Source organism: Rhodanobacter sp. B05 (assembly GCF_002001085.1).
Classification (GTDB): domain Bacteria; phylum Pseudomonadota; class Gammaproteobacteria; order Xanthomonadales; family Rhodanobacteraceae; genus Rhodanobacter.
On record NZ_MUNU01000019.1, the window covers coordinates 228,712 to 250,858 of the forward strand.

At 65.2% G+C, this 22,147-nt stretch carries 22 protein-coding genes; 9 read left to right on the forward strand and 13 right to left on the reverse strand.

The genetic code is table 11. The annotated features are described in order from the left end of the window. The first annotated feature begins 76 nt into the window (after nt 1–76). Nucleotides 77–2,185, forward strand: coding sequence for a methionine--tRNA ligase (metG, locus tag B0E47_RS14590; RefSeq protein WP_077515002.1), 2,109 nt, complete (start codon nt 77–79; stop codon nt 2,183–2,185). Nucleotides 2,186–2,228: 43 nt separating this feature from the next. Here the strand turns inward: metG and B0E47_RS14595 are convergent, their stop codons facing one another. Both B0E47_RS14595 and B0E47_RS14600 read right to left on the reverse strand, forming a co-directional pair. Beyond that, nucleotides 2,229–3,143, reverse strand: coding sequence for a hypothetical protein (locus tag B0E47_RS14595; RefSeq protein ID WP_077515003.1), 915 nt, complete (start codon nt 3,141–3,143; stop codon nt 2,229–2,231). Nucleotides 3,144–3,197: 54 nt separating this feature from the next. Beyond that, entirely contained in the window at nt 3,198–3,809 is a 612-nt protein-coding gene (locus tag B0E47_RS14600) for an ATP-dependent Clp protease proteolytic subunit (RefSeq protein WP_077515004.1), read from the reverse strand. A gap of 136 nt (nt 3,810–3,945) precedes the next feature. Here B0E47_RS14600 and B0E47_RS14605 point away from each other — a divergent pair, with 136 nt between their 5' ends. Together B0E47_RS14605 and nth are read left to right on the forward strand one after the other, a co-directional pair. Then, on the forward strand, nt 3,946–4,563 hold the full coding sequence (locus B0E47_RS14605; RefSeq protein WP_254422951.1) for an RnfABCDGE type electron transport complex subunit B: 618 nt from the start codon (nt 3,946–3,948) through the stop codon (nt 4,561–4,563). Then, entirely contained in the window at nt 4,560–5,198 is a 639-nt protein-coding gene (nth, locus tag B0E47_RS14610; RefSeq protein ID WP_077515006.1) for an endonuclease III, read from the forward strand. Before B0E47_RS14605 ends, nth begins: the two co-directional genes overlap by 4 nt. Before the next feature lie 747 nt (nt 5,199–5,945). Here the strand turns inward: nth and B0E47_RS14615 are convergent. Together B0E47_RS14615 and B0E47_RS14620 are read right to left on the reverse strand one after the other, a co-directional pair. Next, nucleotides 5,946–7,214, reverse strand: coding sequence for a hypothetical protein (locus B0E47_RS14615; protein ID WP_139351476.1), 1,269 nt, complete (start codon nt 7,212–7,214; stop codon nt 5,946–5,948). Nucleotides 7,215–7,479: 265 nt separating this feature from the next. Further along, nucleotides 7,480–8,361 carry a pseudouridine synthase gene (locus tag B0E47_RS14620; protein ID WP_077515008.1) on the reverse strand — a complete coding sequence of 294 codons (882 nt, stop codon included), beginning with the start codon at nt 8,359–8,361 and terminating at the stop codon, nt 7,480–7,482. A gap of 107 nt (nt 8,362–8,468) precedes the next feature. Here B0E47_RS14620 and B0E47_RS14625 point away from each other — a divergent pair, with 107 nt between their 5' ends. The 4 genes from B0E47_RS14625 (at nt 8,469) to B0E47_RS14640 (ending at nt 12,447) form a co-directional block, all read left to right on the forward strand. Continuing rightward, entirely contained in the window at nt 8,469–9,026 is a 558-nt protein-coding gene (locus tag B0E47_RS14625) for a YaeQ family protein (protein WP_077515009.1), read from the forward strand. A 6-nt stretch (nt 9,027–9,032) separates the two neighbouring features. Continuing rightward, entirely contained in the window at nt 9,033–9,638 is a 606-nt protein-coding gene (locus B0E47_RS14630) for a cation transporter (RefSeq protein WP_077515010.1), read from the forward strand. 74 nt (nt 9,639–9,712) lie between these two features. Further along, nucleotides 9,713–10,147, forward strand: a complete 435-nt coding sequence (locus B0E47_RS14635) for an FKBP-type peptidyl-prolyl cis-trans isomerase (RefSeq protein WP_077515011.1) — start codon at nt 9,713–9,715, stop codon at nt 10,145–10,147. A gap of 491 nt (nt 10,148–10,638) precedes the next feature. Beyond that, nucleotides 10,639–12,447, forward strand: coding sequence for a tetratricopeptide repeat protein (locus tag B0E47_RS14640; RefSeq protein ID WP_077515012.1), 1,809 nt, complete (start codon nt 10,639–10,641; stop codon nt 12,445–12,447). 12 nt (nt 12,448–12,459) lie between these two features. Here the strand turns inward: B0E47_RS14640 and B0E47_RS14645 are convergent, their stop codons facing one another. Further along, a complete protein-coding gene (locus B0E47_RS14645) occupies nt 12,460–13,317 on the reverse strand; it encodes a PA4780 family RIO1-like protein kinase (protein ID WP_077515013.1) in 858 nt (285 codons plus the stop codon). 75 nt (nt 13,318–13,392) lie between these two features. Beyond that, nucleotides 13,393–14,391: an LLM class flavin-dependent oxidoreductase gene (locus B0E47_RS14650; protein ID WP_077515014.1), complete on the reverse strand. Its 999-nt coding sequence runs from the start codon at nt 14,389–14,391 to the stop codon at nt 13,393–13,395. Nucleotides 14,392–14,504: 113 nt separating this feature from the next. Here B0E47_RS14650 and B0E47_RS14655 point away from each other — a divergent pair, with 113 nt between their 5' ends. Continuing rightward, nucleotides 14,505–15,215, forward strand: coding sequence for an rRNA pseudouridine synthase (locus tag B0E47_RS14655; protein ID WP_077515380.1), 711 nt, complete (start codon nt 14,505–14,507; stop codon nt 15,213–15,215). 254 nt (nt 15,216–15,469) lie between these two features. Here B0E47_RS14655 and B0E47_RS14660 read toward each other — a convergent pair whose 3' ends face one another. The 7 genes from B0E47_RS14660 to B0E47_RS14690 all read right to left on the reverse strand — a co-directional run bounded on the left by B0E47_RS14660 (nt 15,470) and on the right by B0E47_RS14690 (nt 20,449). Next, on the reverse strand, nt 15,470–15,874 hold the full coding sequence (locus B0E47_RS14660; RefSeq protein WP_077515015.1) for a hypothetical protein: 405 nt from the start codon (nt 15,872–15,874) through the stop codon (nt 15,470–15,472). 37 nt (nt 15,875–15,911) lie between these two features. Beyond that, nucleotides 15,912–16,682: a LytTR family DNA-binding domain-containing protein gene (locus B0E47_RS14665; protein ID WP_077515016.1), complete on the reverse strand. Its 771-nt coding sequence runs from the start codon at nt 16,680–16,682 to the stop codon at nt 15,912–15,914. Beyond that, the gene (locus tag B0E47_RS14670; protein ID WP_077515017.1) at nt 16,675–17,922 is read right to left on the reverse strand and encodes a histidine kinase; all 1,248 of its coding nucleotides are present in this window, start codon (nt 17,920–17,922) and stop codon (nt 16,675–16,677) included. Before B0E47_RS14670 ends, B0E47_RS14665 begins: the two co-directional genes overlap by 8 nt. Nucleotides 17,923–18,080: 158 nt before the next feature. Further along, a complete protein-coding gene (locus tag B0E47_RS14675) occupies nt 18,081–18,563 on the reverse strand; it encodes a GNAT family N-acetyltransferase (protein WP_077515018.1) in 483 nt (160 codons plus the stop codon). Continuing rightward, on the reverse strand, nt 18,560–19,330 hold the full coding sequence (locus B0E47_RS14680; RefSeq protein ID WP_077515381.1) for an arginine deiminase family protein: 771 nt from the start codon (nt 19,328–19,330) through the stop codon (nt 18,560–18,562). Before B0E47_RS14680 ends, B0E47_RS14675 begins: the two co-directional genes overlap by 4 nt. A gap of 29 nt (nt 19,331–19,359) precedes the next feature. After that, the gene (locus tag B0E47_RS14685; RefSeq protein ID WP_077515019.1) at nt 19,360–19,551 is read right to left on the reverse strand and encodes an oxidoreductase-like domain-containing protein; all 192 of its coding nucleotides are present in this window, start codon (nt 19,549–19,551) and stop codon (nt 19,360–19,362) included. A gap of 124 nt (nt 19,552–19,675) precedes the next feature. Then, nucleotides 19,676–20,449, reverse strand: coding sequence for a class I SAM-dependent methyltransferase (locus B0E47_RS14690; RefSeq protein ID WP_077515020.1), 774 nt, complete (start codon nt 20,447–20,449; stop codon nt 19,676–19,678). A 233-nt stretch (nt 20,450–20,682) separates the two neighbouring features. Here B0E47_RS14690 and B0E47_RS14695 point away from each other — a divergent pair, with 233 nt between their 5' ends. Beyond that, nucleotides 20,683–22,053, forward strand: coding sequence for a hypothetical protein (locus B0E47_RS14695; RefSeq protein ID WP_077515021.1), 1,371 nt, complete (start codon nt 20,683–20,685; stop codon nt 22,051–22,053). Nucleotides 22,054–22,147: the final 94 nt, after the last annotated feature.

Consider the following 22,147-nt stretch of genomic DNA (forward strand, 5'->3'; position numbering starts at 1 on the left):
GACCGACGCCTCGGCATACGGTCGCCTGCATGCACGCATGCCATAATCAGCAGTCATTCCGGAGTGCCTGTCCACCATGAGTCGCCGCCTGCTCGTCACCCACGCCCTGCCCTATGCCAATGGTCCGCTGCACCTGGGCCACATGCTGGGCTACATCCAGGCCGACATCTGGGTGCGCGCGCAGCGGATGATGGGCAACGAGGTGCATTTCGTGGCGGCGGACGACGCGCACGGCACGCCGATCATGCTGGCCGCCGAGAAGGCTGGCATGACGCCGGAAGCGTTCATCGCGGACATCCGCGCCAGGCATGAGGCCGACTTCGCGGACTTCCATTTCAGCTTCGACCACTACCACACCACCCATTCGGACGAGAACCGCGAGCTGGCCTCGCTGATCTATACCCGACTGCGCGATGGCGGGTATATCGCCAAGCGCACCATCAAGCAGCTGTTCGATCCGGAAAAGCAGATGTTCCTGCCGGACCGCTACATCAAGGGGACGTGCCCGGTGTGCAAGACGCCGGACCAGTACGGTGACAATTGCGAGAACTGCGGCGCCACCTACGCGCCCACTGACCTGATCGACCCGTACTCGGTGATGTCCGGCGCCACGCCGGTGCTGCGCGATTCCGAACACTACTTCTTCGAGCTGTCGAAGTTCGAGCCGCTGCTGCGCGACTGGTTCGCGGGCAAGTTCACTCATGGCAAGCCGGTGGCGAACAGCGGCGTGGCGGCCAAGCTGCGCGAATGGCTGGACGGCGGCCTGAAGGACTGGGACATCTCGCGCGATGCGCCTTACTTCGGTTTTCCGATTCCCGACGCGCCCGGCAAGTTCTTCTATGTCTGGCTGGACGCGCCAGTCGGTTACCTGGCCAGCTTCAAGGCGCTATGCGACCAGCCCGGCTCGACGCTGAAGTTCGACGACTTCCTTGGCGCCGACAGCATCGCCGAGATGCATCACTTCATCGGCAAGGACATCATCAATTTCCACGGCCTGTTCTGGCCGGCGATGCTGCACGGCGCCGGCATGCGCACGCCGACCGCACTGCACGTCAACGGCTACCTCACGGTGAACGGCGCCAAGATGTCGAAGTCGCGTGGCACCTTCATCCAGGCGCGCACCTATCTCGACGCCGGCATCGATCCCGAGTTCCTGCGCTACTACTTCACCACCATGCTGAGCGATGCGCCGGTGGACGTGGACCTCGACCTCAAGGCATTCGAGGAACGCATCAACTCGCACCTGATCGGCAAGTGGGTGAACATCGCCAGCCGCACCGCCGGCTTCGTGCAGAAGTTTTTCGACGGCAAGCTGGCTGATCGCTTCGAGGCCGAGGAAGGCGCGTTGTGGCAGACCCTGCTGTCGCACTACGACGGCGTCGACCAGTTGTACGAGGCGGGCGAGTTCGCCGAAGTCACCCGTCGCTTCGTCAGCATCGCCGACCTGGTCAACGGCTATATCGCGGCTAAGGCGCCGTGGGTGATCGCCAAGGACGAAAATCGCCGTGGCGAGCTGCAGCAGGTCTGCACGCTGGCCCTGCACGGGTTTCGCCTGTTGTCGGGCCTGCTCAAGCCGGTGCTGCCGACCACCGTGGCCGCCGCCGAACAGTTTCTCGCCGCACCGATCGCCAGCTTCGATGACGCCCGCCGCGAACTCCACGGCCACACCGTCCATGCCTTCGAACCGCTGCTGGCCCGCATCGACCCCAAGCGCATCGAGGCGATGGTCGAAGCCTCGAAGGAATCACTCGGCGCCCCCGCCGATGCTCCCGTTGCCGACAAGAAGAAAAAGTCCATGAACGACAGCGCCAAGCCTGCCACTCCGAATCCCGACTCCCCAGTCTCGACTCCCGCCACCATCGGCATCGATGACTTCGCCAGGCTCGACCTGCGCATCGGCAAGGTCATCGCCTGCGAATTCGTCGAAGGCTCCGACAAGCTGCTGCGCTTCGAGCTGGACGCCGGTCCGCTGGGCAAGCGCCAGATCTTCTCCGGCATCCGCGCCGCCTACGGCGAACCGGACAAGCTGCTCGGTCGCAACGTGGTGTTCATCGCCAACCTCGCTCCCCGCAAGATGCGCTTCGGCCTGTCCGAAGGCATGATCTTGTCAGCCGGGGACGGCGGCAGCGATTTGTTCCTGCTCGACGCCGATCAAGGTGCGACACCAGGGGCCACGGTTCGGTAATCAGCAGCGATGGCCGCTTGGCATTGAATGACCCGCGCCCGGGTCAGGCCTTCGGCGTTTTCTCTTTCGCAGGTGGCGACGACGTCATTGGCGGGAACTGCAGCCATACCTGCGTGGGCTCCCCGGACTGGCCTTGAGCCTTGCGGAGCAGACTCGTACCCTCGACAGGCATGGCCTTTTCCGCCAGCTCATGCGGACCGCAGCCATCGGATTGGCAATTCCATGCCGAGCCGCCATGCAAATCGAGGTTCACTAGGTAAGGGGCATCCGCCAGCAAGCGCTCTGTCACCGTGGCGTCCTTGCCGCGTGCGGGACCTGTAAAAGCACTGTGCGCATTACCCATGAATGCAATAACCAGATGATCCGCCGCTCCTTGCTGGACTTCGCCATGGATGATCTGTGCCATCGCAGTACTGCGATAGGCATCGTCACCGCCAGCCTGCTTGATCGCAGCATCGCCCGGATAGTCAGTGACCGTGGTGAACACGTCCACATCGCGGCCTTGTTCGCGCAGCTTCCGCACACTTTCGATAAGCCGCACGATGGCTTTACTCATGCGCCCCTGCCCTACCGCCCAGAAACCATCATGCAAGAGGGCGGCACGATCGGCCACCGTGCCATGTGAAGCCATGTAAGTCTGAATGGGCTTCTTCTCGAACGTTTCCATTTCCAAGCCAAGCCTGACCGGCCGCTGTGCGGAGGCATCGCTCACCAGTTGCGCCACGAAATCGGGAATCTCGTTGCTGCCGTGGTAGTCGCCGACGATCAGCAATCGCCGATTGGCCGCATCGCAGACAATCGCCCGGGCCGCCTGCGCCAACGAAGCCACCTTGTCGAAACGGCTCGCCGTGCAGGACATTGAGGCCTTCGGCGGCGAAGCAATCGCCACGGCCCCCACCAGCGACAAGCCGAAGATCATCGTGACCTTCGGCGCAACCGCCACAGACAATTTCGACATCCTTTGTTCTCCGTCTGCCGAGCCTGTTTGCCGACATGGCAAAAGCCGGAACGATCAGCCCAGTTCCGCGGCGCTGGCAATGATCCTGCCGACGAGGCCGTAAGCCTTGGCATCCTCGGCCGACATCCAGTAATCGCGCTCGGTGTCCTTGGCGATGCGCTCGTAGGTCTGCCCGGTTTCCCGCGCGAAGATCTCGTTGAGGCGCTTGCGCATGCGGATGATCTCGCGCGCATGGATCTCGATCTCGCTGGCCGAGCCACCGGCGCCGCCCGAGGGCTGGTGCAGCAGGAAGCGCGTGTTGGGCAGGCTGAAGCGGTTTTCGCGCTTGACCGCGGCATAGATCAGGGCGCCGGCACTGGCCACCCAGCCGGTACCGACGATCTTCACTTCCGGCTTCACGAACTTGATCATGTCGTAGATGGTGTCGCCGGACTCGACGTGGCCACCCTGGCTGTTGATGAAGATGGTGATCGGGTCGTCGCTTTCGTACTGCAGCGCCAGCATGCGCGCGGTGACGCGCTCGGCCAGCTTCTGGTCGATGCCGCCGTAGATGAGGATGGTGCGCGCCTTGAACAGGCGCTCCTCGATCTGCTGCGGACGCTTTTCCGGCGGCACCGGCTTGGCGTCATCGTCGAGTGTGGCGATAGTGCAGTCGTTGATGGGCATGCATGCTTTCCTTGTTGATCGTGCCGGATCGCCGATATCGGCCGTGCCATCCGGTCCCGTGTGACATCACGTAATGGCGAACCGCGCCAGTTCAAGCCGTCGATGCCGGACCGGATTGCGCCACAATATGGCACATATGGCCACCGAACCTTCCACGCTGGCGGCGCAGATCGATGCGCTGCTGCCGCAGACGCAATGCGAACAGTGCGGTTATCACGGCTGCCGCCCATACGCCGCGGCGATCGCCGATGGCGAAGCGCCGATCAACCAGTGCCCGCCCGGCGGCGCGGCAGGCATCGAGAAGCTGGCCAAGCTGCTGCAACGACCGGTATTGCCGCTGAACCCCGCACACGGCACGGAGAAGCCACGCACACTGGCACGCATCGTCGAGGCGGACTGCATCGGCTGCACCAAGTGCATCCAGGCCTGCCCGGTCGATGCGATCGTCGGTGCCTCGAAGCTGATGCATACCGTGCTTGCCGACGACTGCACCGGCTGCGAGTTGTGCGTGCCGGCCTGTCCGGTCGACTGCATCGAACTGATACCGATGCCTGCCGCACAGATCGACGACGCTCATACCGATGCCGCGCGCGCGCATTTCCAGCGTCGCGAAGCCCGCCTGGCGCGTGAACACGCCGCGCGCGAAGCCGAGCTGGCTGCACGCAAGGCCTCCGTCGACAGCGGCGCGCAGCGCAACCCGGTACTGGAGGCACTGGCCCGCGCTAGGGCGAAACAACAGGCACCGAAATCATGAAACGCGCCGACGTGATCGAGCTGTTCACGCGGCTGCGCGAACTCGACCCGCACCCCACCACCGAACTTCTGTACACCAGCCCGTTCGAACTGCTGGTGGCGGTGGTGCTGTCGGCGCAAGCTACCGATGTGGGCGTGAACAAGGCCACCCGCAAGCTCTATCCCGTGGCGAACACGCCGCAGGCGATCCTCGACCTGGGCGAGGATGGCCTGAAGCGCTACATCAGCACGATCGGCCTGTTCAACGCCAAGGCGAAGAACGTGATCGCGCTGTGCGGACAGCTGCTGGATCGTCACGGCGGCGAAGTGCCGCGCAGCCGCGAGGCACTGGAGGCGCTGCCCGGCGTGGGCCGCAAGACCGCCAACGTGGTGCTCAATACCGCTTTCGGCGAACCGACCATCGCGGTGGACACGCATATCTTCCGCGTCGCCAACCGCACCGGGCTGGCGCCGGGCAAGGATGTGCGCACGGTGGAGGACAAGCTGCTCAAGGTGATCCCGGCGGAGTTCCGCCAGGACGCCCATCACTGGCTGATCCTGCATGGGCGTTATGTGTGCAAGGCGCGCAAGCCGGATTGTCCGCATTGCGTGATCCGCGATTTGTGCCGGTACATGGACAAGACGCCGACCGAGTGATGGGCCTGCGCGACGCTGCGTGGCTTGCGTTTGCGAAGCGGCAACCCCGGAACCTCTTCGATGCCACCTCCTGTAGGAGCGCACCTGTGCGCGATGCTCTTGGCTTGCAGCAAAAAAAGGCAATCGCACACAGGGTGCGTTGTAATCCAAGCTGTGGTTGTCTGATGACGCATAAATCAAGGGCTTTCGTGCGCCCTCGGCGCGCGAGTTACTTATCTCTTGCGTGGCCAAGAGATAAGTAATCAACAGAGAAGGCCACCCCGCTTGGCGCTTACCGCCCATCCATGGGCGGCAAGTCCGTGAGCCGGGGCCTGGCTTTTCGACAGCACGTCCCTGTGCTGGCGAAAAGGAGTCGACCTCCTGTCGACTCCCGCTGCGCGGCCTGTCGACCCCGACTCACCGCCGCACAGGGGCCCCGGGTAGAGCAGCGGGCCATCCTGGCCCGCACTCGGTACGCCACCGCTGCGCGGCGGCGAAAGCGGAAGGGCCAGGAGTGACAGATCCAGCTTCGAGCGGGGTTTCCCAGAGCAACCGATGTCTCAGTTCGGCCAACTCCTGCCGTTCGACCTCTTCAACTGCATGACGCAAAGCTGACGTTCAAAACATGCCGCGACGGGGTCAAATTCACTCTCCGACCCCAGGCCATGAAGTGAGCCTAACGCCGTTCCCGCCATTCGTCGCAAGTGCCAGCGCCGATACCGCGCAAACTGTCCTTTTTCATCGCCGATGTCCACTCTGAAGCGACCCTCAAGGCTTGCGCGAGGCGGCATACGCTGCGGCCGCGATCATGTCCCTCAACGACAGATGTGAGGCTTCCTGCTGCATCGGCGCGGCGGCGGTGTTGGCGCGCCCGCCGAGCCGAAACAGGATCAGCTCGCGAATGATGTAGGTCGGCGAGCGACTCGCGAGCGGCGGGATGTTGCCAACGCCGCGCAGGTCGGAACCGTGGCAGGATTCGCAAGGCAGCGCCTCGCCGGCACCCTTCGAGGCGATCACCGCACCGCGCGCGATGCTGCCGGGCGGCACGTAAGCAACAAAACCAAACCGCGTGTCACGCAACTCGGTGCGTGCGATGTCGGTGGACGTCTCGATGATGCGATTACCGATCGGCTCGCGCGCGTTGCCGGTGTCGGCGACCAGGATAAAGTGCACCATGTGCGTCTTCGGCACGGTCGCGGTTTCGATCACCTGCGTCCATGGTTTGTAGTGCAGACTGGAAAAGTATCCCGCGGCCTGCTTAAGGTCCGCATCCGTGACATGGGTCGCCTCGGCCGGCATGAAGCGCGCCATTTCCGGTCCTCCGCTGACGCGCTTGCCGCTGCGAAACGCCTTCACTTGTTCGATGATGTACGCGGCCGGCAGTCCCGCCAGTGGTGCGTTCTCCGGCCTGCCTTGTCCTGTCGGCAGATGGCAGAACGCGCAGGCCCACGCCGGCTTGCGTCCCCGCGCGACAATGCGCGGCATCGGCGGATGATCCTGCGGAAACCAGTCCGGCGCGCCGAACATGTGGTCATAGTCGGCGAGCGTGTACGTGCGCGCACTGCCTGGCACGTGCAGCGGCTTGTGCATGTCCGGCATCGGCGCATGCGCAGCGGGTGGTGGATTGAGCGGAAACGCCCATTCCATCGCGGCACGCAATTCGGCGTCGGGCGGCGTCGGTGCACTTTGTGCGAACACGAACGTCGACAGCCCCGTGGCCAGGGCCGCCAGCAGCATGGGTAACTTGGACGTGAGCATGCGATTTACTCCGCCGTGTGTTTCGAACCGGGAGCCAGCTTCGTCGAATGTAGCAGGAACACCTGCCAGCCTTGCGCGTGCCGGTGCAACACCGCGCTTTCCAGATAGCGCTAATGTTTGATTGCCTGTCCGTTGCGGATTTCGGAAATCAGTCCTGCTGCAGATCCGACATCTGTCCAGAATCAGGTAGTTGTGCGTGCACAGATTGCGATAGCGGGCTACGTCATGAGCGGCCGACGCAGCGTAATACGCGACGATAATCTGGTTGGCTGTGGCCACGTCGTTCGGACTCGCTGCAACGATTCCGCCCTGCGAATGCAGCGCGGCGACGCTGGGCAGCCAATGTCGTCCTACTGATGTGACATTGCGTGCTCAACGGTTCGCCCCCCAGCGCAGCCGCAAACTGGCCTGCCCGAAACCGGCCGTTCGTCACCGTCTCCTTGGGGTCGTGAGCTGCCTGCCACCAAAAGCCAAACATCACTAACCGTCGGCAGCACGGTGATCGACCTAGACTGGTAACGCTGATCACGCCTCCAGTGCGCGCTTACAGCGTGAACCCACTGGTGAAGCAACGTGATTCGCCCGACAACGGGTCGACGAACGCCAACTGTTGCGCCAGCAATTTCAGTGGTCGCCGATAATCATCCGGAGCTGTATCCGCCAGCACGGGATAGCAGCGGTCATGCAGGATAGCCGCCCCCAGTGCCGCCATGTGCACGCGCAACTGGTGCTTGCGTCCGGTCACGGGCTGCAGCGCGTAGCGCCAGTACGTAGCGCCACGTTCGATAACGTCGATGCAGGTTTCGCTATTGGGCTCACCCGCGCTCTCGCACATGCGGAAGAACGGCTCGCCGCGAACGATGCGCGAGCGTCGCCATAACGGGAACGCCAGCCCGGGCAACGGCGCCGCCAACGCCTCGTATCGCTTCTCAATCCGGCGCTCGCGGAACAGCGCCTGGTAGGCCGCGCGACTGGCCGGGTTGGCCGAAAACAGCACCAGCCCTGCCGTGGCCCGATCGATCCGGTGCAATGGCACCAGTTGCGGGTTGTCCAGACGCCGGATCAGGCACCGCAACAAGGTCTGCTCGACAAAGCCGCCGGCCGGCGTCACCGGCAGGAAGTGTGGCTTGTCGGCCACCACCAGATGCTCGTCGACGTGCAACACGGTTTCGGTGAACGGTATCTCCGTCTCGTCCTCGACTTCGCGGTAGTAGTGGATGCGCATCCCTTCGCGATAGCGGGAGTCGGCGACGATCGCCACTCCCAGTCCATCCAGCACCCGGCCGCGCGCAATCCGGTCCAGCCATTGCTCGCGACCGATCGCGGGAAAGCGCGCGCACAGCGCCTCCAGCACGCTTGTCCACGCGCCCGCCGGTAGATGCACCGTGCTGGCCTGGCTGTCGCGACGAAAGGGATAATCGGACATGATCGCCGCAGTCTAGCGGCGGCATGCTCGCGCAGCGTCATGCCCGGGCCGAACCCGTGGCAACGCGAGCGCGTACAATGGGCGGCTGTTGTCCCACGGCACCGCGCATGGCACTGAACTCCACCATCTACAAGGTCGAACTGCAGGTCAGCGACATGGATCGGCACTACTACGCCACCCATGCGTTGACCCTGGCGCGGCATCCCTCGGAAACCGAGGAGCGGCTGATGATCCGGCTGCTGGCGTTCGCCCTGTACGCGGACGACCGGCTGGAGTTCGGCAAGGGCATCAGCGACGAGGACGAGCCGGCGCTGTGGCGCAAGGCGTATACCGACGAGATCGAGTTGTGGATCGAAGTCGGCCAGCCCGACGAGACACGCATCCGCAAGGCCTGCGGTCGCTCGCGCCAGGTCGTGGTGATCAATTACGGCGGCAACGCCGCAGGGATCTGGTGGAACAAGGTCGGTGCGGCGCTGAACCGCAACAGGAACCTCACCGTGCTCGACATTCCCGCCGGCACCGTGGCCGAACTGGTCGAGTTGCTGCAGCGTGGCATGCGCCTGCAGTGCCTGATCCAGGATGGCCAGTTGCAAGTGATGAACGATGCCGATGCGGTCGCCGTCGATCCGCTGCGGCGCATGGCACCCGCCGAAACGATCAGCTGAACGGGCATGCCGGCGACCGCGCATGACACCTCGCTGCGCCGCGTCGTGGGCATCGTGGCACTGCTCAATCTGGGCTATTTCGGCGTCGAATTCGCGGTGGCGCTGGCGATTGGTTCGGTCTCGCTGTTCGCCGACAGTGTCGATTTCCTGGAAGACGCCTCGGTCAACCTGCTGATCCTGCTCGCGCTCGGCTGGAGCCTGAAAGCTCGAGCGCGCGTGGGCATGGGGTTGGCCGGCATCCTGCTGGTGCCCGCGCTCGCCACGCTATGGGCGCTGTGGAGCAAGTTTCAGCTTCCCGCGCCGCCGGCACCGCTGCCGCTGACCGTTACCGGCTTCGGCGCGATGCTCGTCAACTTCGGCTGCGCGATGCTGCTGATGCGCTACCGCCATCACGGCGGCAGCCTGACCCGGGCTGCATTTCTGTCGGCACGCAACGACGTATTCGCGAACATCGCCATCGTGATCGCCGGCGCAGCCACCGCGATGACGCATGCGGTCTGGCCCGACATGGTCGTCGGCGCGGGCATCATGCTGATGAACGCAGATGCGGCGCGCGAAGTCTGGCAGGCGGCGCGCAGCGAGCATCAGGGCGCAATCGATCTGCATGCCTGAGCCGGGTCGATCGGGACGCCGCGTCCCGTTTGCCGGATAATCGCCGCTTCGTCCACGTTGCCACGGAGTCACCCATGCGCTGGTTGCTGTCCCTGCTCGCCGTTTTCGGTCTCGCCGCCTGCACCGCCGCTCCGCCGGCACATGCTGCCGGCCATGTCGACAAGCTCACCACCATCGACACCACGGTCGGCACCGGCGCCGAAGCCAAGCCCGGCATGAAGGTCACCGTGCACTACACCGGCTGGCTGTATGACGACAGCGCCAGGAACAAACACGGCAGCAAGTTCGACAGCTCGCGCGATCATGGCGAACCGTTCTCGTTCGTGCTCGGCGCAGGCAACGTGATCGAGGGCTGGGACCTGGGTGTGGCCGGCATGCGCGTGGGCGGCAAGCGCACCCTGCTGATCCCGGCTGCGCTCGGCTATGGCGCGAACGGCGCCGGTGACGACATTCCGCCGAACGCCTCGCTGGTATTCGACGTGGAACTGCTGGACATCAACACACCTTGAGCCCTAGGGATGCCCTGATCTATTCAACGCAGGCGTCACCGGTCATGTCTGTCTGCAGCTGGGTGGCGTGCCGGCGAAGGCAGGCTGGCCGCCTGTCGAGACGGTGCACCGCACAGATGTGGGCAGACATGACCGGCCCGAACCGATTGAAAACAAGGATGAAGGGTGATGTCCAGAAGGCCCGCAGGCGGCAGCGCGCGGCTTGCCAAGGCGGCCAGCCTTGCCTGCGCCACGCACTGCCGCCTGCGAACCTTCTGGACATCATGCCGCCTGTGCTGAATAGATCAGGGCATCCCTAGACCGTTTTCCCGCTGGCGCCAACCGCACCACTCGACGCTTCCGAAGTGATCCGTGACCGCCCGGTCAGCCGCGGAAGTTCGCTATACTTTTCGCGGTGTCAGGGGGAGTCGGTGGCATGCAGCAGGTTTTTCCGTTACCCAGACCGTACCGGGCCGGGCCGCCAGCCCTGGTGACCAGGTAGCGACGTTTTCGTGAACGCCCGCCGCTCGTTCTTGGCCGAACTCAATCGCCGCAACGTGCCGCGCGCCGGCGCCTTGTATGCGGCTGGCACGTGGGCACTCGCCCAGGGAATCGCACAGTTGGGGCCGGCGTTCGGCGCACCGGACTGGGTGACACGCTGGTTCGTGATTGCCTGTGTCATCGGCTTCCCGTTCTGGCTGGCGTTTGCATGGTTCTACGAATTCACGCCCCAAGGCCTGAGGCGCGAAAGCGAGATCGCGCCCGCTGATCCGATCGCGCACTCGACCGCACGCAAGCTGGATTTCTGGATCATCGGCATTCTCGGCGTGGCGGTCGTGCTGCTGCTGACCAATCAACTGGTCGGGCGCAAAGATGTGAACCCGGGCGCGACGGCCGCCCGGGTCGATGCGTCGAGCACGGCAAGCATTCCCGAAAAATCCATCGCCGTGCTGCCTCTGGTCAACGACAGCGGCGACAAGGACCAGCAGTATTTTTCCGACGGCCTGTCGGAGGACTTCATCAACGCGCTGTCGCAGTTCGAGGGCTTGAAGGTCATCGGACGCAACTCCGCATTCCAGTTCCGCAACAGCACGGACGATGCAAAAGCCATCGGCGCCAAGCTCGGCGTGACGCACCTGCTGGAAGGCAGCGTGCGCCGGGAAGGCGACGAGGTGCGCATCAGTGCGGAGCTGATCAACACTCGCGACGGCAGCACCTTGTGGTCGCAGCATTACGACCGGCCATACAAGAACCTGTTCGCGCTGCAGGACGAGATCACCCACGCCATTGCCAGCGCCTTGCAGGCGAAGCTGCTTGAGAGCAGCGGCGCCGTGGCGCAGAGTGATCGACCGCCCAGTGGAAACCTCGCCGCATACTCGGCATTTCTGCAGGCAAAGTCTGGCGAAGGTGGCACCCAGGCCGCCATTGCCGATCTCCAGCGCGCCATACGACTCGATCCAGGTTACGCAGCTGCCTACGCGTTCCAGTCGAAACTGTGGACGGCTCTCTACAACAGCGGGTTGAACGGGGCCGATGCCACACAGGCCATTGCCAATGCCCGTGCTGCCGCGGATTCCGCACTGGCGCTCGACCCGGACCTCGCCGATGCACATCTCGCACATGCCTCCCTGCTCGTTTCCGCCGATTTCAACTGGGCCGGCGCCGAGGCCGAGGCGCGGCGTGCCGTTCAACTCGCGCCCGCCGATTCCGGCGCGGTCAACTCACTGGCGCGGATGCTCGCCGCGCAGGGCCACCCACATGAAGCGATTGGACTGTTGCGGCGCTCGCTGTCGCTCGATCCGCGCAACACCGGTGCGTGGCGCTTGCTGCGCTGGCAGCTGTTGATCCTCGGACGACTGGACGAGGCCGAGCAGGCTACCCGGGTGGCCAATTCATTGCTGCCGCCGGGTGCCAAAGACACCTATGTGCAACTGGCATCCATCGCGGTGTTGCGCGGCAATTTCCAGGCGGCACTGGACTTCGCGCTCCGCGAACGCGGGCCATCCTGGCGGCGCTTCGGGCTGGCATTGGCTCGACAGATCGGCCCCGATCACGCTGCCGCGGATTCGGCGCTGCAGACGCTCATCGCGCATGACGCCGGCACGGCGGCGTTCCAGATCGCCGAGGTGTATGCGTTGCGCAAGGATCCGGACAATGTCTTCAAGTGGCTGGATCGCGCCTGGGATACTCGCGATTCGGGCATCACGACCCTGCTCTACGATCCATTCATTCAACGCTACAAGAGCGACCCGCGTTTCGCCGTGTTCTGCCGCAAGGTCGGGTTGCCGGTGCCGGTGCCGGTGCCGGGGCGTGGCGGGTGAAAGCGCCAGCGGTCAATCCGCCAGCGCCGCCTCGTCCCGCCCCTGCTGGCGAATCATCGCCTCCTCGCGTGCGTCGATGATCGACTGCATCACGCTGTCGACATCGGCGATGCGTTCGTCGAACTCGAACTGGCCGGTGAGCTCGGTGTCCGGGTGCAGCTCGCCCAGTTCATATAGCGACCACATCTCCTCGCCGTAGTGCGTATCCAGCAGTTCCGGCGCGAAGCGCGACAGGCTGATGCTGATATTGCCCACGTCACGCCGCAGCATCGTGCGCGCGTTGTTGTTGCCCGACGCACTGACTGCCTGCGGCAGATCGATGATCACCGGGCCGTCCGGCCCGACCAGCACGTTGTATTCGGACAGGTCGCCGTGGATCAGTCCCACGCACAGCATGCGGGCGACCTGCTGCATCAGGAACCGGTGGTAGCGGCGCGCCTCGTCGGCCGACAGCTCGACCTCGCCCAGCCGCGGCGCCGAATGGCCGTCCGCATCGGTGACCAGCTCCATCACCAGCACGCCGCTGAAATAGCCATACGGTTTGGGTACGCGCACGCCGGCGGCGGTCAGCTGGTACAGCGCGTCGACCTCGGCATTCTTCCAGGCGGCCTCGGCCTCCTTGCGACCGAACCTGGTGGCCTTGCCCATCGCCCGCGCCTGCCGGCTGCCGCGCACCTTGCGGCCTTCCTGGTATTGCACGCGCGCCTGGAAGCTGCGCTGGGCCATGTCCTTGTAGACCTTGGCGCAGCGCACCTCATCGCCCGAGCGCACGACGTAGACGGAGGCTTCCTTGCCGCTCTTCAGCGGTCGCAGCACCTGGTCGATCACGCCTTCGTCGATCAGGTCCTGCAGGCCCTTGGGGGTTTTCATGCGCGGGGGAGCTTCAACAGTTCGTGGAATAACCCCCATTATGGCCGATTGGCGGCCTTATCCGGGCGTTTCCGATCAGCCCACCGTCAGCAGCCGATCCCGCGCCGCCGCGGCCATCTCGAACGAATGCCGTCGCGCCGCGTGGTCGAACACGTTGGCGGTGATCATCAGCTCGTCCGGCCGATGCCGCTCGATGAAGGCGGCGACACCGTCCTTCACCGTGTCGGCATCGCCGACCACGGCGCAGGCCAGCGCGCGCTCCACCATCAGCTTTTCCGGCGGCGTCCAGTAGCTCTCGATATCGTCGATCGGCGGCGGGATCAGGCCCGGGCGGCCGCGGCGCAGGTTGATGAAGCTCTGCTGCTGGGTGGTGAACAGGCGCCGCGCCTCCGTATCGCTGTCGGCGGCAACCACGTTGATGCCGAGCATCGCGTAGGGCTGCTGCAGCCGCGCCGACGGCCTGAAATCCCGTCGATACAGCGCCAGTGCCTCGTCCATCGCATCCGGCGCGAAGTGCGAGGCGAACGCGAACGGCAGGCCGAGCTGTGCCGACAGCTGGGCGCTGAACAGGCTGGAGCCGAGCAGCCACACCGGCACCTCGATGCCGGCACCCGGCACCGCACGCACCGGCTGGCCCGGTTGCGCCGGCTCGAAATAGCCCAGCAGTTCCAGCACGTCATGCGGGAACGCGTCGGCGCTGTCGAAATAGCGGCGCAACGCTTTTGCCGTGGGCTGGTCGGTGCCCGGCGCGCGACCCAGGCCGAGGTCGATCCGCCCCGGATACAGCGAGGCCAGCGTGCCGAACGCCTCGGCCACCTGCAGCGGCGCGTGATTCGGCAACATGATGCCGCCGGCGCCGACGCGGATCGTCGAGGTGCCGCCGGCCACGTGCCCGATCAGCACGGCGGTGGCGGCGCTGGCGATGCCCGGCATGTTGTGGTGCTCGGCCAGCCAGTAGCGCCGGTAGCCGAGCCGCTCGCCCAGCTGCGCCAGGTCCAGCGTGTTGCGGAACGCCTGGCTGGCGTCGCTGCCTTCGGTGACCGGGGCCAGGTCGAGGATGGAAAACGGAATCATCGCGCGATCTCTCATGGCGGCAAGCCCTCGATCTGGGGGCGAATGCGACGATTGCCAGCTGAAGCCCGGCGCCAACGCCTACAATGCCTCGACTTCATTCCATGGCATCCCTGATGACCGAAGCAGTCCGCCTGGCCAAACGCGTTGTTGCGCTGACCGGCTGCTCGCGCCGCGAAGCCGAGCAATACATCGAGGGTGGCTGGGTACGGGTCGACGGGGTGGTGGTGGAAGAGCCGCAGTTCATGATCGAGGCGCAAGCCGTCGAACTCACCCCGGGCGCCACGCCGACACCCGCCGAACCGGCCACCCTGGTGCTGCACAAGCCGGCCGGTTGCGACCCGGAAGACGCTCGCAACCTCGTCACGCCAGCTACCCGCTGGTCTGCAGACCCTTCCGCGGTGCGGCCGCTGAAGCGCCATCTGCAACGACTGGGCGCACCGCTGCCGCTGGCGGCCGATGCCAGCGGGTTGCTGATCTTCACCCAGGACTGGCGCGTCACGCGCAAGCTCAGTGAGGACATCGACCGCATCGAACAGGAATTCGTGGTCGAAGTGCGGGGGGAGCTGATACCGAACGGCCTGGCCCTGCTCAACCATGGCCTGCAGTTCAATCACTACGCGATGCCGCCGATCAAGGTCAGCTGGCAGAGCGATAACCGCCTGCGCTTCGCGTTCAAGCGATTGCAGCCGGCGCAGATCCGGCCCATGTGCGAGGCGGTCGGCCTCACCGTGCTGGCGATGAAGTGCCTGCGCGTGGGCCGCATCCCGCTGGCGAAATTGCCCGCTGGCGAATGGCGTTACCTGGCGCCGAGCGAGCGCATCTGAGCCGACCTCACCAGCACCGGCGAAAACGCATAGACTTGCCGGGTACCACATGTCCATCCAACCGATCGCACCGAGGAGAAAAGCATGAGCAAGGGCATGGATTCGAAGAAAAGCGAAAAGAAGAAACCGGCCAAGACGATGAAGGAGAAGCGGGCCGCCAAGCAGGAAAAGAAGAAGACCAAGTAAGGCTGCAAGCCGTCACGCAGCGCACCTCGAAATGGCACGGTGTCGATGCGGCAATCTTCAGTCAGCAATTACCACCACGCCGGCGGATCGATCGCCGGCAGCTGCTCGCAATCGGCGCCGGCGGATTTGCTGTCCTGCCCGACACACAGCATGAAATTCCCGGGCAGCCCGGCAAGCTGCCTGCTCGCGCCGGTGGCCACGGCGAACTGTCGTACGGCATCCGGCGCGCATGTCGAAGCGGTCGCCGCGCGCGCTCGTGGCGTGGCGCAATCGTGCTTCAGCAAGCGGTAATGGCAACTCCCGCTTGCACTGCGGACGCAAGTGACGTCGACGACGTCCGCAATGATCCGGGCCTTGCTGTAGAGCACGTCGATGCCATTGACGGTCGAACGGCTGACGATGGTATGGCTGCCGGCGCCGTCGAGGCCGAAAAGCGCCAGCACGAAGTAGATCAAGGCGATGAGGTAGTGCATGGTTCACCTTCCTGTCGTCCAGACTGGGGCATGACGGTTACATGTTGCGAAACAGCGTCATGAACGGTTGGCTCACGCTCAGGGTTTCCGGCCGATCGCGCAGACGCACGATGCCCTTGCCGGTGTCGTCGCGCGTGACCCCCGCGATCGCCTTCATGTTGACGACCGTGCTGCGATGGATCTGCTTGAACACGGTGGGGTCGAGCACTTCGAGCAGTTCGCGGATCGGCGTGCGCAACAGCGCCTCGCCTTCGGCGGTGACCACCGTGGTGTATTTGTTGTCCGCGCGGAAATAGGCGACGTCATCGAGCAGCACGAGCCGGGTCTCGCGGCCGGTGCTGGCGGTGACCCAGCTCAGTGGCGGCTCCCGGCGCGACGACCACGATTTCGTGCCGAGTTGCCTGACCAGCTCTGCCAGCCCCGCGGCGCCGTCCTGCCCCGCGGCGATGCGGGCCTGCACCCGTTGCACGGTCGCCGCGAGCCGGTCATCCGCAATGGGTTTGAGCAGGTAGTCGATCGCACCGCGCTCGAACGCATCGACGGCGTACTGGTCGTAGGCCGTGACGAAGACCACCTGGGTGGCAGGACAGGCCTCGGCTGCCGCGGTGGCGACTTCCAGGCCGGTCAGGCCGGGCATGCGGATGTCGAGAAAGGCCACCTCCGGTCGATGCTCGACGATCGCCTCCAGCGCACTGGCGCCGTCCTCGCACTCGGCGACGATGTCCAGTTGCGGCCAGGCCTTGCCCAGCGCGGCCAGCAGGGACTGCCGCAGCAGCGCTTCGTCTTCGGCAATCACACCCTTAGCCATGGGACGGCTCCTCGCTGTAATGGTCCGGCACGGTGATGGTGGCGGCGACGCCCTGCGGGAAATTCGCGGCGATCACCAGGCTCGCCTGCCCCGCATAGATCAGTTTCAGACGCTCGCGGGCGTTCTTCAGGCCGATGCCGGTGCCGCTGGCCTGCGCGTCGAAGCCCTTGCCGTCGTCCGCCACGGTCACCGCCACCCGCCCATCCTGGCGGCGCGCGAAGATCCACACCGTGCCGTCGCCTGGTCGCGGCTCCAGGCCGTGCTTGATCGCGTTCTCCACCAGGGTCTGCAGCAGCATCGGCGGCAACGGCGTGGCGAGCAGTTCGTCGAGTACGTCGATCTGCAGATTGAGGCGTGCGCCCATGCGGATCTTGAGGATTTGCAGATAGGCGCGCGATCGCTCCAGCTCATCGCCAAGCGTCGACAGTGCGCGGTCGGTACGCGGCAGCGAGTGCCGAAGGTACTGGATCAGGTGGCCGAGCATCGCATCGGCGCCGGCCGGATCGCTGCGCACCAGCACCTGCGCGCTGGCCAGCGTGTTGTACAGGAAGTGCGGCTCCACCTGCGCCTGCAGCAGGCTCAGCCTGGCGATCGCCAGTTCCTTTTCCGTCGCTGTCTGCGCCGCTGCCGCCTGCTCGCCACGGCGGCGCGAGGCCACGCCCTGGGTGACGGCGCGGGCGATCGCCTGGATATTCTCCAGATTGACGCCGTCGTCGACCTGCAGCCAGTCGCTCCACGGCGCACTCTGCGGTTCGCAGACCAGGTTGAAACTGCTGCTGCCGTCGCCGCGGCTGACGGTTGCCAGGATGCGGTTGCGCTGGCTGACGATCCAGCGCATCGGGTTGTAGCGACCCAGCTGCGCGAGATCGTAGGGATCGGCGTAACTCGCGGTGGCGCGTATCTGCAGGTGGTTGCGCGCACTGTCGACGCGGTCGACGCCGGGCAGTTCGCGGATCGCGGCGTCGAGCAGGTCGAATGCCTCCTCGGCCTCGAACGGCACCTCGATCTGCCGTCGCTGCCGACTGGCCAGCGCCGCGGAACTCAATTTGCCGGCGATCATCCGCACCCGCACCAGGTGCGAGTGTGCGCGGATCACGACGAAGATGATCGCCACCAGCCCGAGCAACTGCACCAGCCTGCCCAGCGGTGACCAGATCCAGTCGACCAGCAGGAAGGCCACCAGCACCAGCAGGTACCAGGCGATGACGAGGCGGGCATGGAACAGCAGGCTTCTGAACACGGCGACGGTTCCGTTGGTTTGGGATCGCGATGGAGAATAGTGGTCGCGGCACGGGAAATCCCCCACCTCCCGACGAAACCCCGCTGCCGCCGATGGAAGGTCGCCCTAACAGCGCGAAGCCAGCCGCCGCACTCGTTGCACGCAAGAGAGCGAGGGCATCAAGGCAGATCCAGCTGCATCGGCTGGACGACCAGGCCGGTGTCTTTTGCCTTCAGCGGGCCGCTCGGCACGAAACCAAAGCGACGATATACCGGCACCGCCATCGCCGACGCGTTCAACGTGAAGTGGCGGGTACCCGCGCGCCGCTGCGCATCACGCAACGTGCGCTGCCATAGCTGCCGCGCGATGCCGCAGCCGTGCCAGCGCGTGCTCACGAAGAACTGGAACAGGTGGGAGTCGTCGCGCATCGCCGCCACGCCGATCACGCGCCCGTCGTCCAGGCAGGCCAGATGAAAGCGCTGTCCGTCGGTCATCTTGCGGCGAATCGCCCAGGCCCGCATGCCGGCCAGCAAGGGGGCCGCCGCAGTGGCCGGCTGCCCTGGCAGGATCCAGCGCCGGGTCACCCTTCGTGCCAGTTCGCCGATGGCGCGCGCATCCTGCGGCTGGCCCAGGCGAAAGCGGATGCGCGACGACCGCCTCATGGATCCGAACGAAACACCAGGCTGCAGCAGGTCACCGCGCCCTCGGCCTTCTGCAGTTCGGAGACATCGACGACGATCACCTTGAAACCGGCATCGAGCAGCCGTTGCCGCGTGCGCGGGAAGCTGGCCGGCATGACCAGCGCGTCACCGATGCGCAGCACGTTGGCCGCATGTTCCTCGCCCGGATCGACCTCGATGATGCGGAAGTCCCCAAAGCGCTCGCGATCCACCCAGGCCGGCTGCAGCAGCACGCTGTCATCGGACAGCGCGGTGACTGCCGACTTCAGGTGCAGGCAGTGGCGCATGGCCACGCCCTGCACCGCGTAACCATGTGCGGCCAGCAGCTTGCGCAATTGCGCGATGCCGTCCGGGTTGCTGCGTGCGGACTGGCCGACGTAGAGCGTGCGATCGATGCGCAGCACATCCCCGCCATCCAGCGTGGCGGGCGCCTCGATCGCCTCAAGCGGCCGGTAATGGCGCAACAGATCGGCGACGCTGGCCACCTCGGGACGTCGTGACGGAGCGCCCGGCCGGGTCAGCACCGCCATTTCGTCCAGCACGACCGCCACATCCTCGACAAACACCGAGTCGGGCAGCTCGGCTTCCTCCGCCAGCACGATCACGCGGCAGCCGGCGGATTCAAGCGCACGCAGGTAGTCGCGGTGCTGCGTGCGGGCAAGCGCGATATCGATGCCCGTGCGCGCGATGTGCGACAACTCGCAGCGATCGAGGGATGGACTGACGGCGCGGGTGATGGCGTTCCACATGGACGATTCCTGGTCGCTTCGCGACGTGCTCACGATTCGGGGTGGCGGGCGCGCCAGGCTTGCAGCGCGCGTTGATAGCGTTCGATCGCTTCCTCATGAAGGTCGTAGACACAACGCACGCAGCCCTCGCCGCAGCATTCGGCCGCGTCCGGTTCGGCGGGGCGGCGCGGCGCGGGATCGGCCGGATCATCGTCCGGCGGCGCGGGAACGCTGGGTTTCACGAGATGCTGTCCGGCGTGGCTTCATGGAGGCGACCGCCCGACCTCCTCCATGCCTGATGGTGCCGTCGGCGCCTGCAAAGCTCAAGGCTGCCGCATGCCGCGGCACGCTTCGCGAAGAGCATCCCTAGTTCGCGGGCTTCCGGAAGCGGTAGATGAACTGGTCGGTGTGGCCGCGTATCGACTTGTCGAATACCTTGACCGTGTGCGGATCGGCCGGATTGCGCAGCGCGTTGCTCTCGCCATCGAACACGAAGCCGGCGGCCTCCACTTCGCGTTTCACCGCGGCGGGATCGATCCGGTGCAAGGTGTTGGTGTCGGCAATGCCGGAACCGGCGGGGGCCACATGATCGATCACCACGAACAGGCCGCCCGGCTTCAGCGCATCGTAGACCTGCTTGTCGAACCGGGCCATGTCGACTGGGCCCATGAACGGATCGTGGTAATCGTGGTAGTTCTGCGAGGTGAACACCAGATCTACCGGCACCGGCACGCTCAACTGCGCCGCCGGCTGTTGCAACAGGCTGACATTGGCGTAGTGCGGCGTGGTCACCAGCTGCTGCCAACTGGCCAGGCTCTTCGTGGCGAATTTCGCCATCTCATCCGGCCAGACCGTGTAGACATGTCCGGTCGGCCCCACGATGGCGCTGAACACGCGCGTCCAGTAGCCACTGCCGGGCGCCAGTTCCAGCACCTTCTGGCCGGGTTTGACCTGGGCGAACGTCATCACCAGGGCGACCTTGCGCCGCGCATCGTCGTGCCTGTCCGCCTCGCGGGCCGGGTCGTCGACCCCTTTTTGCACCGCAGCAGTGATCGCGCCACTGTGCAGGTTCGACACCTGGGCGGGCGCGGTGGCAGGAAGGGCGAGGGTCAGCAACAGGGCAAGCATGGTCGGGCGCATGGCGTACTCCAGTGGCGGGCATGTCTGCCAAGTCTGCTCCCATTTCGCGATGGCGGCCCTGTGCCGGTTGGCACAGGGCGTCGACATGGTCGATGCGGCATGCTCGGAAAGGTGGTCTGGTCAGCGATGCACCGGCCCGGGGAGGGGAGTTGAGAGGCTTGCACGCGACAGCGCCGGGACACACTGGTAAAACAGCACCTACACCCGCCCGGACATGCCCTCTGGAGCAACCGATGTCACGGTCTATGCGACTTGTCGTTCTCGGATCCGCGTTGCTGCTTGCGCAGCTGGGCATCCCCGCACATGCCCAATCCCCTGCCCAGTGGCAGTCCGAGCAGATTGCGGCGTCGGACAAATCCGAGCGGATCATGCGGGAGGCCAACAAGCACAGGGGGCTGCTCGCCCAGTACCAGGTGATGCGTTACGCCTACGCAGCCGACAAACAGCCCGCGTTCCGACTCATTTTCGGGCAATACCTCAGCTGGTATCAGACCTTCATCGGCGACTATCCGGATGCCGCTGCCAGCTTTTCCATCCGGCAGGCCCCGCTCAAGGACGATTATCCCTCGCCACTGACCGATCCCCGCTGGCATGCCCGCCCCGCGCTGGAAGCGATACCCGAACTGGCCAGCAAGTACCAATTGGTCTATCTCAACGAGGCGCACAACATTCCGCTCACGCGCACCCTGACGGTGCAATTGCTCGGCAAACTTCGCCAGGAAGGTTTCGATTATTTCGCCGTCGAAACCATTTACCAGACCGACACCAAACTGCAGTCGCGCGGTTACCCCACCAGCAAGAGCGGGTTCTACACCGAGGAGCCCATCAGTGCGGAAATGGTTCGCACCGCCTTGAAACTGGGATTCAAGGTGCTCGGTTACGAGGCCCTCTCCGACGCCACCGGGGACGCTCGCGAGGCCGAGCAGGCACGCAACATCTACAACAGCGTGTTCAAGAAAGACCCGCACGCACGACTGGTCGTCGAGGCTGGCTATGCCCACGTCCAGAAGTCGGGTGGCTTCCTGGGCGGCTCATCGATGGCCGAGCACCTGTTCAAGCTGTCCCGCATCAATGGCCTGTCCGTGGAACAGACCATGCTGATCCCGCATCCGGTGAAGAGCGACGACCATCCCGACTACAGCGCGATCATCGAGCAGTTGCATCCGACCACGCCGATCGTGTTCGTGGATGACGCGGGCAAACCCTGGTCGCTGCGACCCGGCTACGACGTCAGCGTGGTTTTCCCGCCGCAGAAGATGCGCCGGGGGCGGCCGACCTGGCTCAGCATCGGCGACCTGCGCCAACCGTTCTTCGTCAGTGGCGATCGCTGCGAACACCATTACCCCTGCATGGTCGAGGCCCGCTACGCCAACGAGGGCCCGGATGCCATACCGGCCGACCGCATGGTGCTCGATCCGGTGCCCCTGAACGCCACCATCAACGATCGCGTGCGCCAGGGTCAGGGAGCGCCCATTGGCGAACTCTACCTGCGACCGGGCCGCTACAACCTCACCATCGACAACGAAAACGACGACCAGATTTTTGCGCAGAAGATTGACGTTCCCGCAGAAGACAAGGGGTCGCCCAAGCCCGGACAACCATGACCACCACGCTGCCGACCGGTGCTGCAACACGGGCGCGATGGTGCAAAGACCGACTGACGCGGGCGGGCCGGGTAGCCACGGCGCCGCGACCTGC

What these genes read in the sequence shown, in the direction of transcription:
- metG (WP_077515002.1), top strand. Translation starts at nt 77, where the DNA reads ATGAGTCGCCGCCTGCTCGTCACCCACGCCCTGCCCTATGCCAATGGT.
- B0E47_RS14595 (WP_077515003.1), bottom strand. Translation starts at nt 3,143, where the DNA reads ATGTCGAAATTGTCTGTGGCGGTTGCGCCGAAGGTCACGATGATCTTC.
- B0E47_RS14600 (WP_077515004.1), bottom strand. Translation starts at nt 3,809, where the DNA reads ATGCCCATCAACGACTGCACTATCGCCACACTCGACGATGACGCCAAG.
- B0E47_RS14605 (WP_254422951.1), top strand. Translation starts at nt 3,946, where the DNA reads ATGGCCACCGAACCTTCCACGCTGGCGGCGCAGATCGATGCGCTGCTG.
- nth (WP_077515006.1), top strand. Translation starts at nt 4,560, where the DNA reads ATGAAACGCGCCGACGTGATCGAGCTGTTCACGCGGCTGCGCGAACTC.
- B0E47_RS14620 (WP_077515008.1), bottom strand. Translation starts at nt 8,361, where the DNA reads ATGTCCGATTATCCCTTTCGTCGCGACAGCCAGGCCAGCACGGTGCAT.
- B0E47_RS14625 (WP_077515009.1), top strand. Translation starts at nt 8,469, where the DNA reads ATGGCACTGAACTCCACCATCTACAAGGTCGAACTGCAGGTCAGCGAC.
- B0E47_RS14630 (WP_077515010.1), top strand. Translation starts at nt 9,033, where the DNA reads ATGCCGGCGACCGCGCATGACACCTCGCTGCGCCGCGTCGTGGGCATC.
- B0E47_RS14635 (WP_077515011.1), top strand. Translation starts at nt 9,713, where the DNA reads ATGCGCTGGTTGCTGTCCCTGCTCGCCGTTTTCGGTCTCGCCGCCTGC.
- B0E47_RS14645 (WP_077515013.1), bottom strand. Translation starts at nt 13,317, where the DNA reads ATGAAAACCCCCAAGGGCCTGCAGGACCTGATCGACGAAGGCGTGATC.
- B0E47_RS14650 (WP_077515014.1), bottom strand. Translation starts at nt 14,391, where the DNA reads ATGATTCCGTTTTCCATCCTCGACCTGGCCCCGGTCACCGAAGGCAGC.
- B0E47_RS14655 (WP_077515380.1), top strand. Translation starts at nt 14,505, where the DNA reads ATGACCGAAGCAGTCCGCCTGGCCAAACGCGTTGTTGCGCTGACCGGC.
- B0E47_RS14660 (WP_077515015.1), bottom strand. Translation starts at nt 15,874, where the DNA reads ATGCACTACCTCATCGCCTTGATCTACTTCGTGCTGGCGCTTTTCGGC.
- B0E47_RS14665 (WP_077515016.1), bottom strand. Translation starts at nt 16,682, where the DNA reads ATGGCTAAGGGTGTGATTGCCGAAGACGAAGCGCTGCTGCGGCAGTCC.
- B0E47_RS14675 (WP_077515018.1), bottom strand. Translation starts at nt 18,563, where the DNA reads ATGAGGCGGTCGTCGCGCATCCGCTTTCGCCTGGGCCAGCCGCAGGAT.
- B0E47_RS14680 (WP_077515381.1), bottom strand. Translation starts at nt 19,330, where the DNA reads ATGTGGAACGCCATCACCCGCGCCGTCAGTCCATCCCTCGATCGCTGC.
- B0E47_RS14690 (WP_077515020.1), bottom strand. Translation starts at nt 20,449, where the DNA reads ATGCGCCCGACCATGCTTGCCCTGTTGCTGACCCTCGCCCTTCCTGCC.
- B0E47_RS14695 (WP_077515021.1), top strand. Translation starts at nt 20,683, where the DNA reads ATGTCACGGTCTATGCGACTTGTCGTTCTCGGATCCGCGTTGCTGCTT.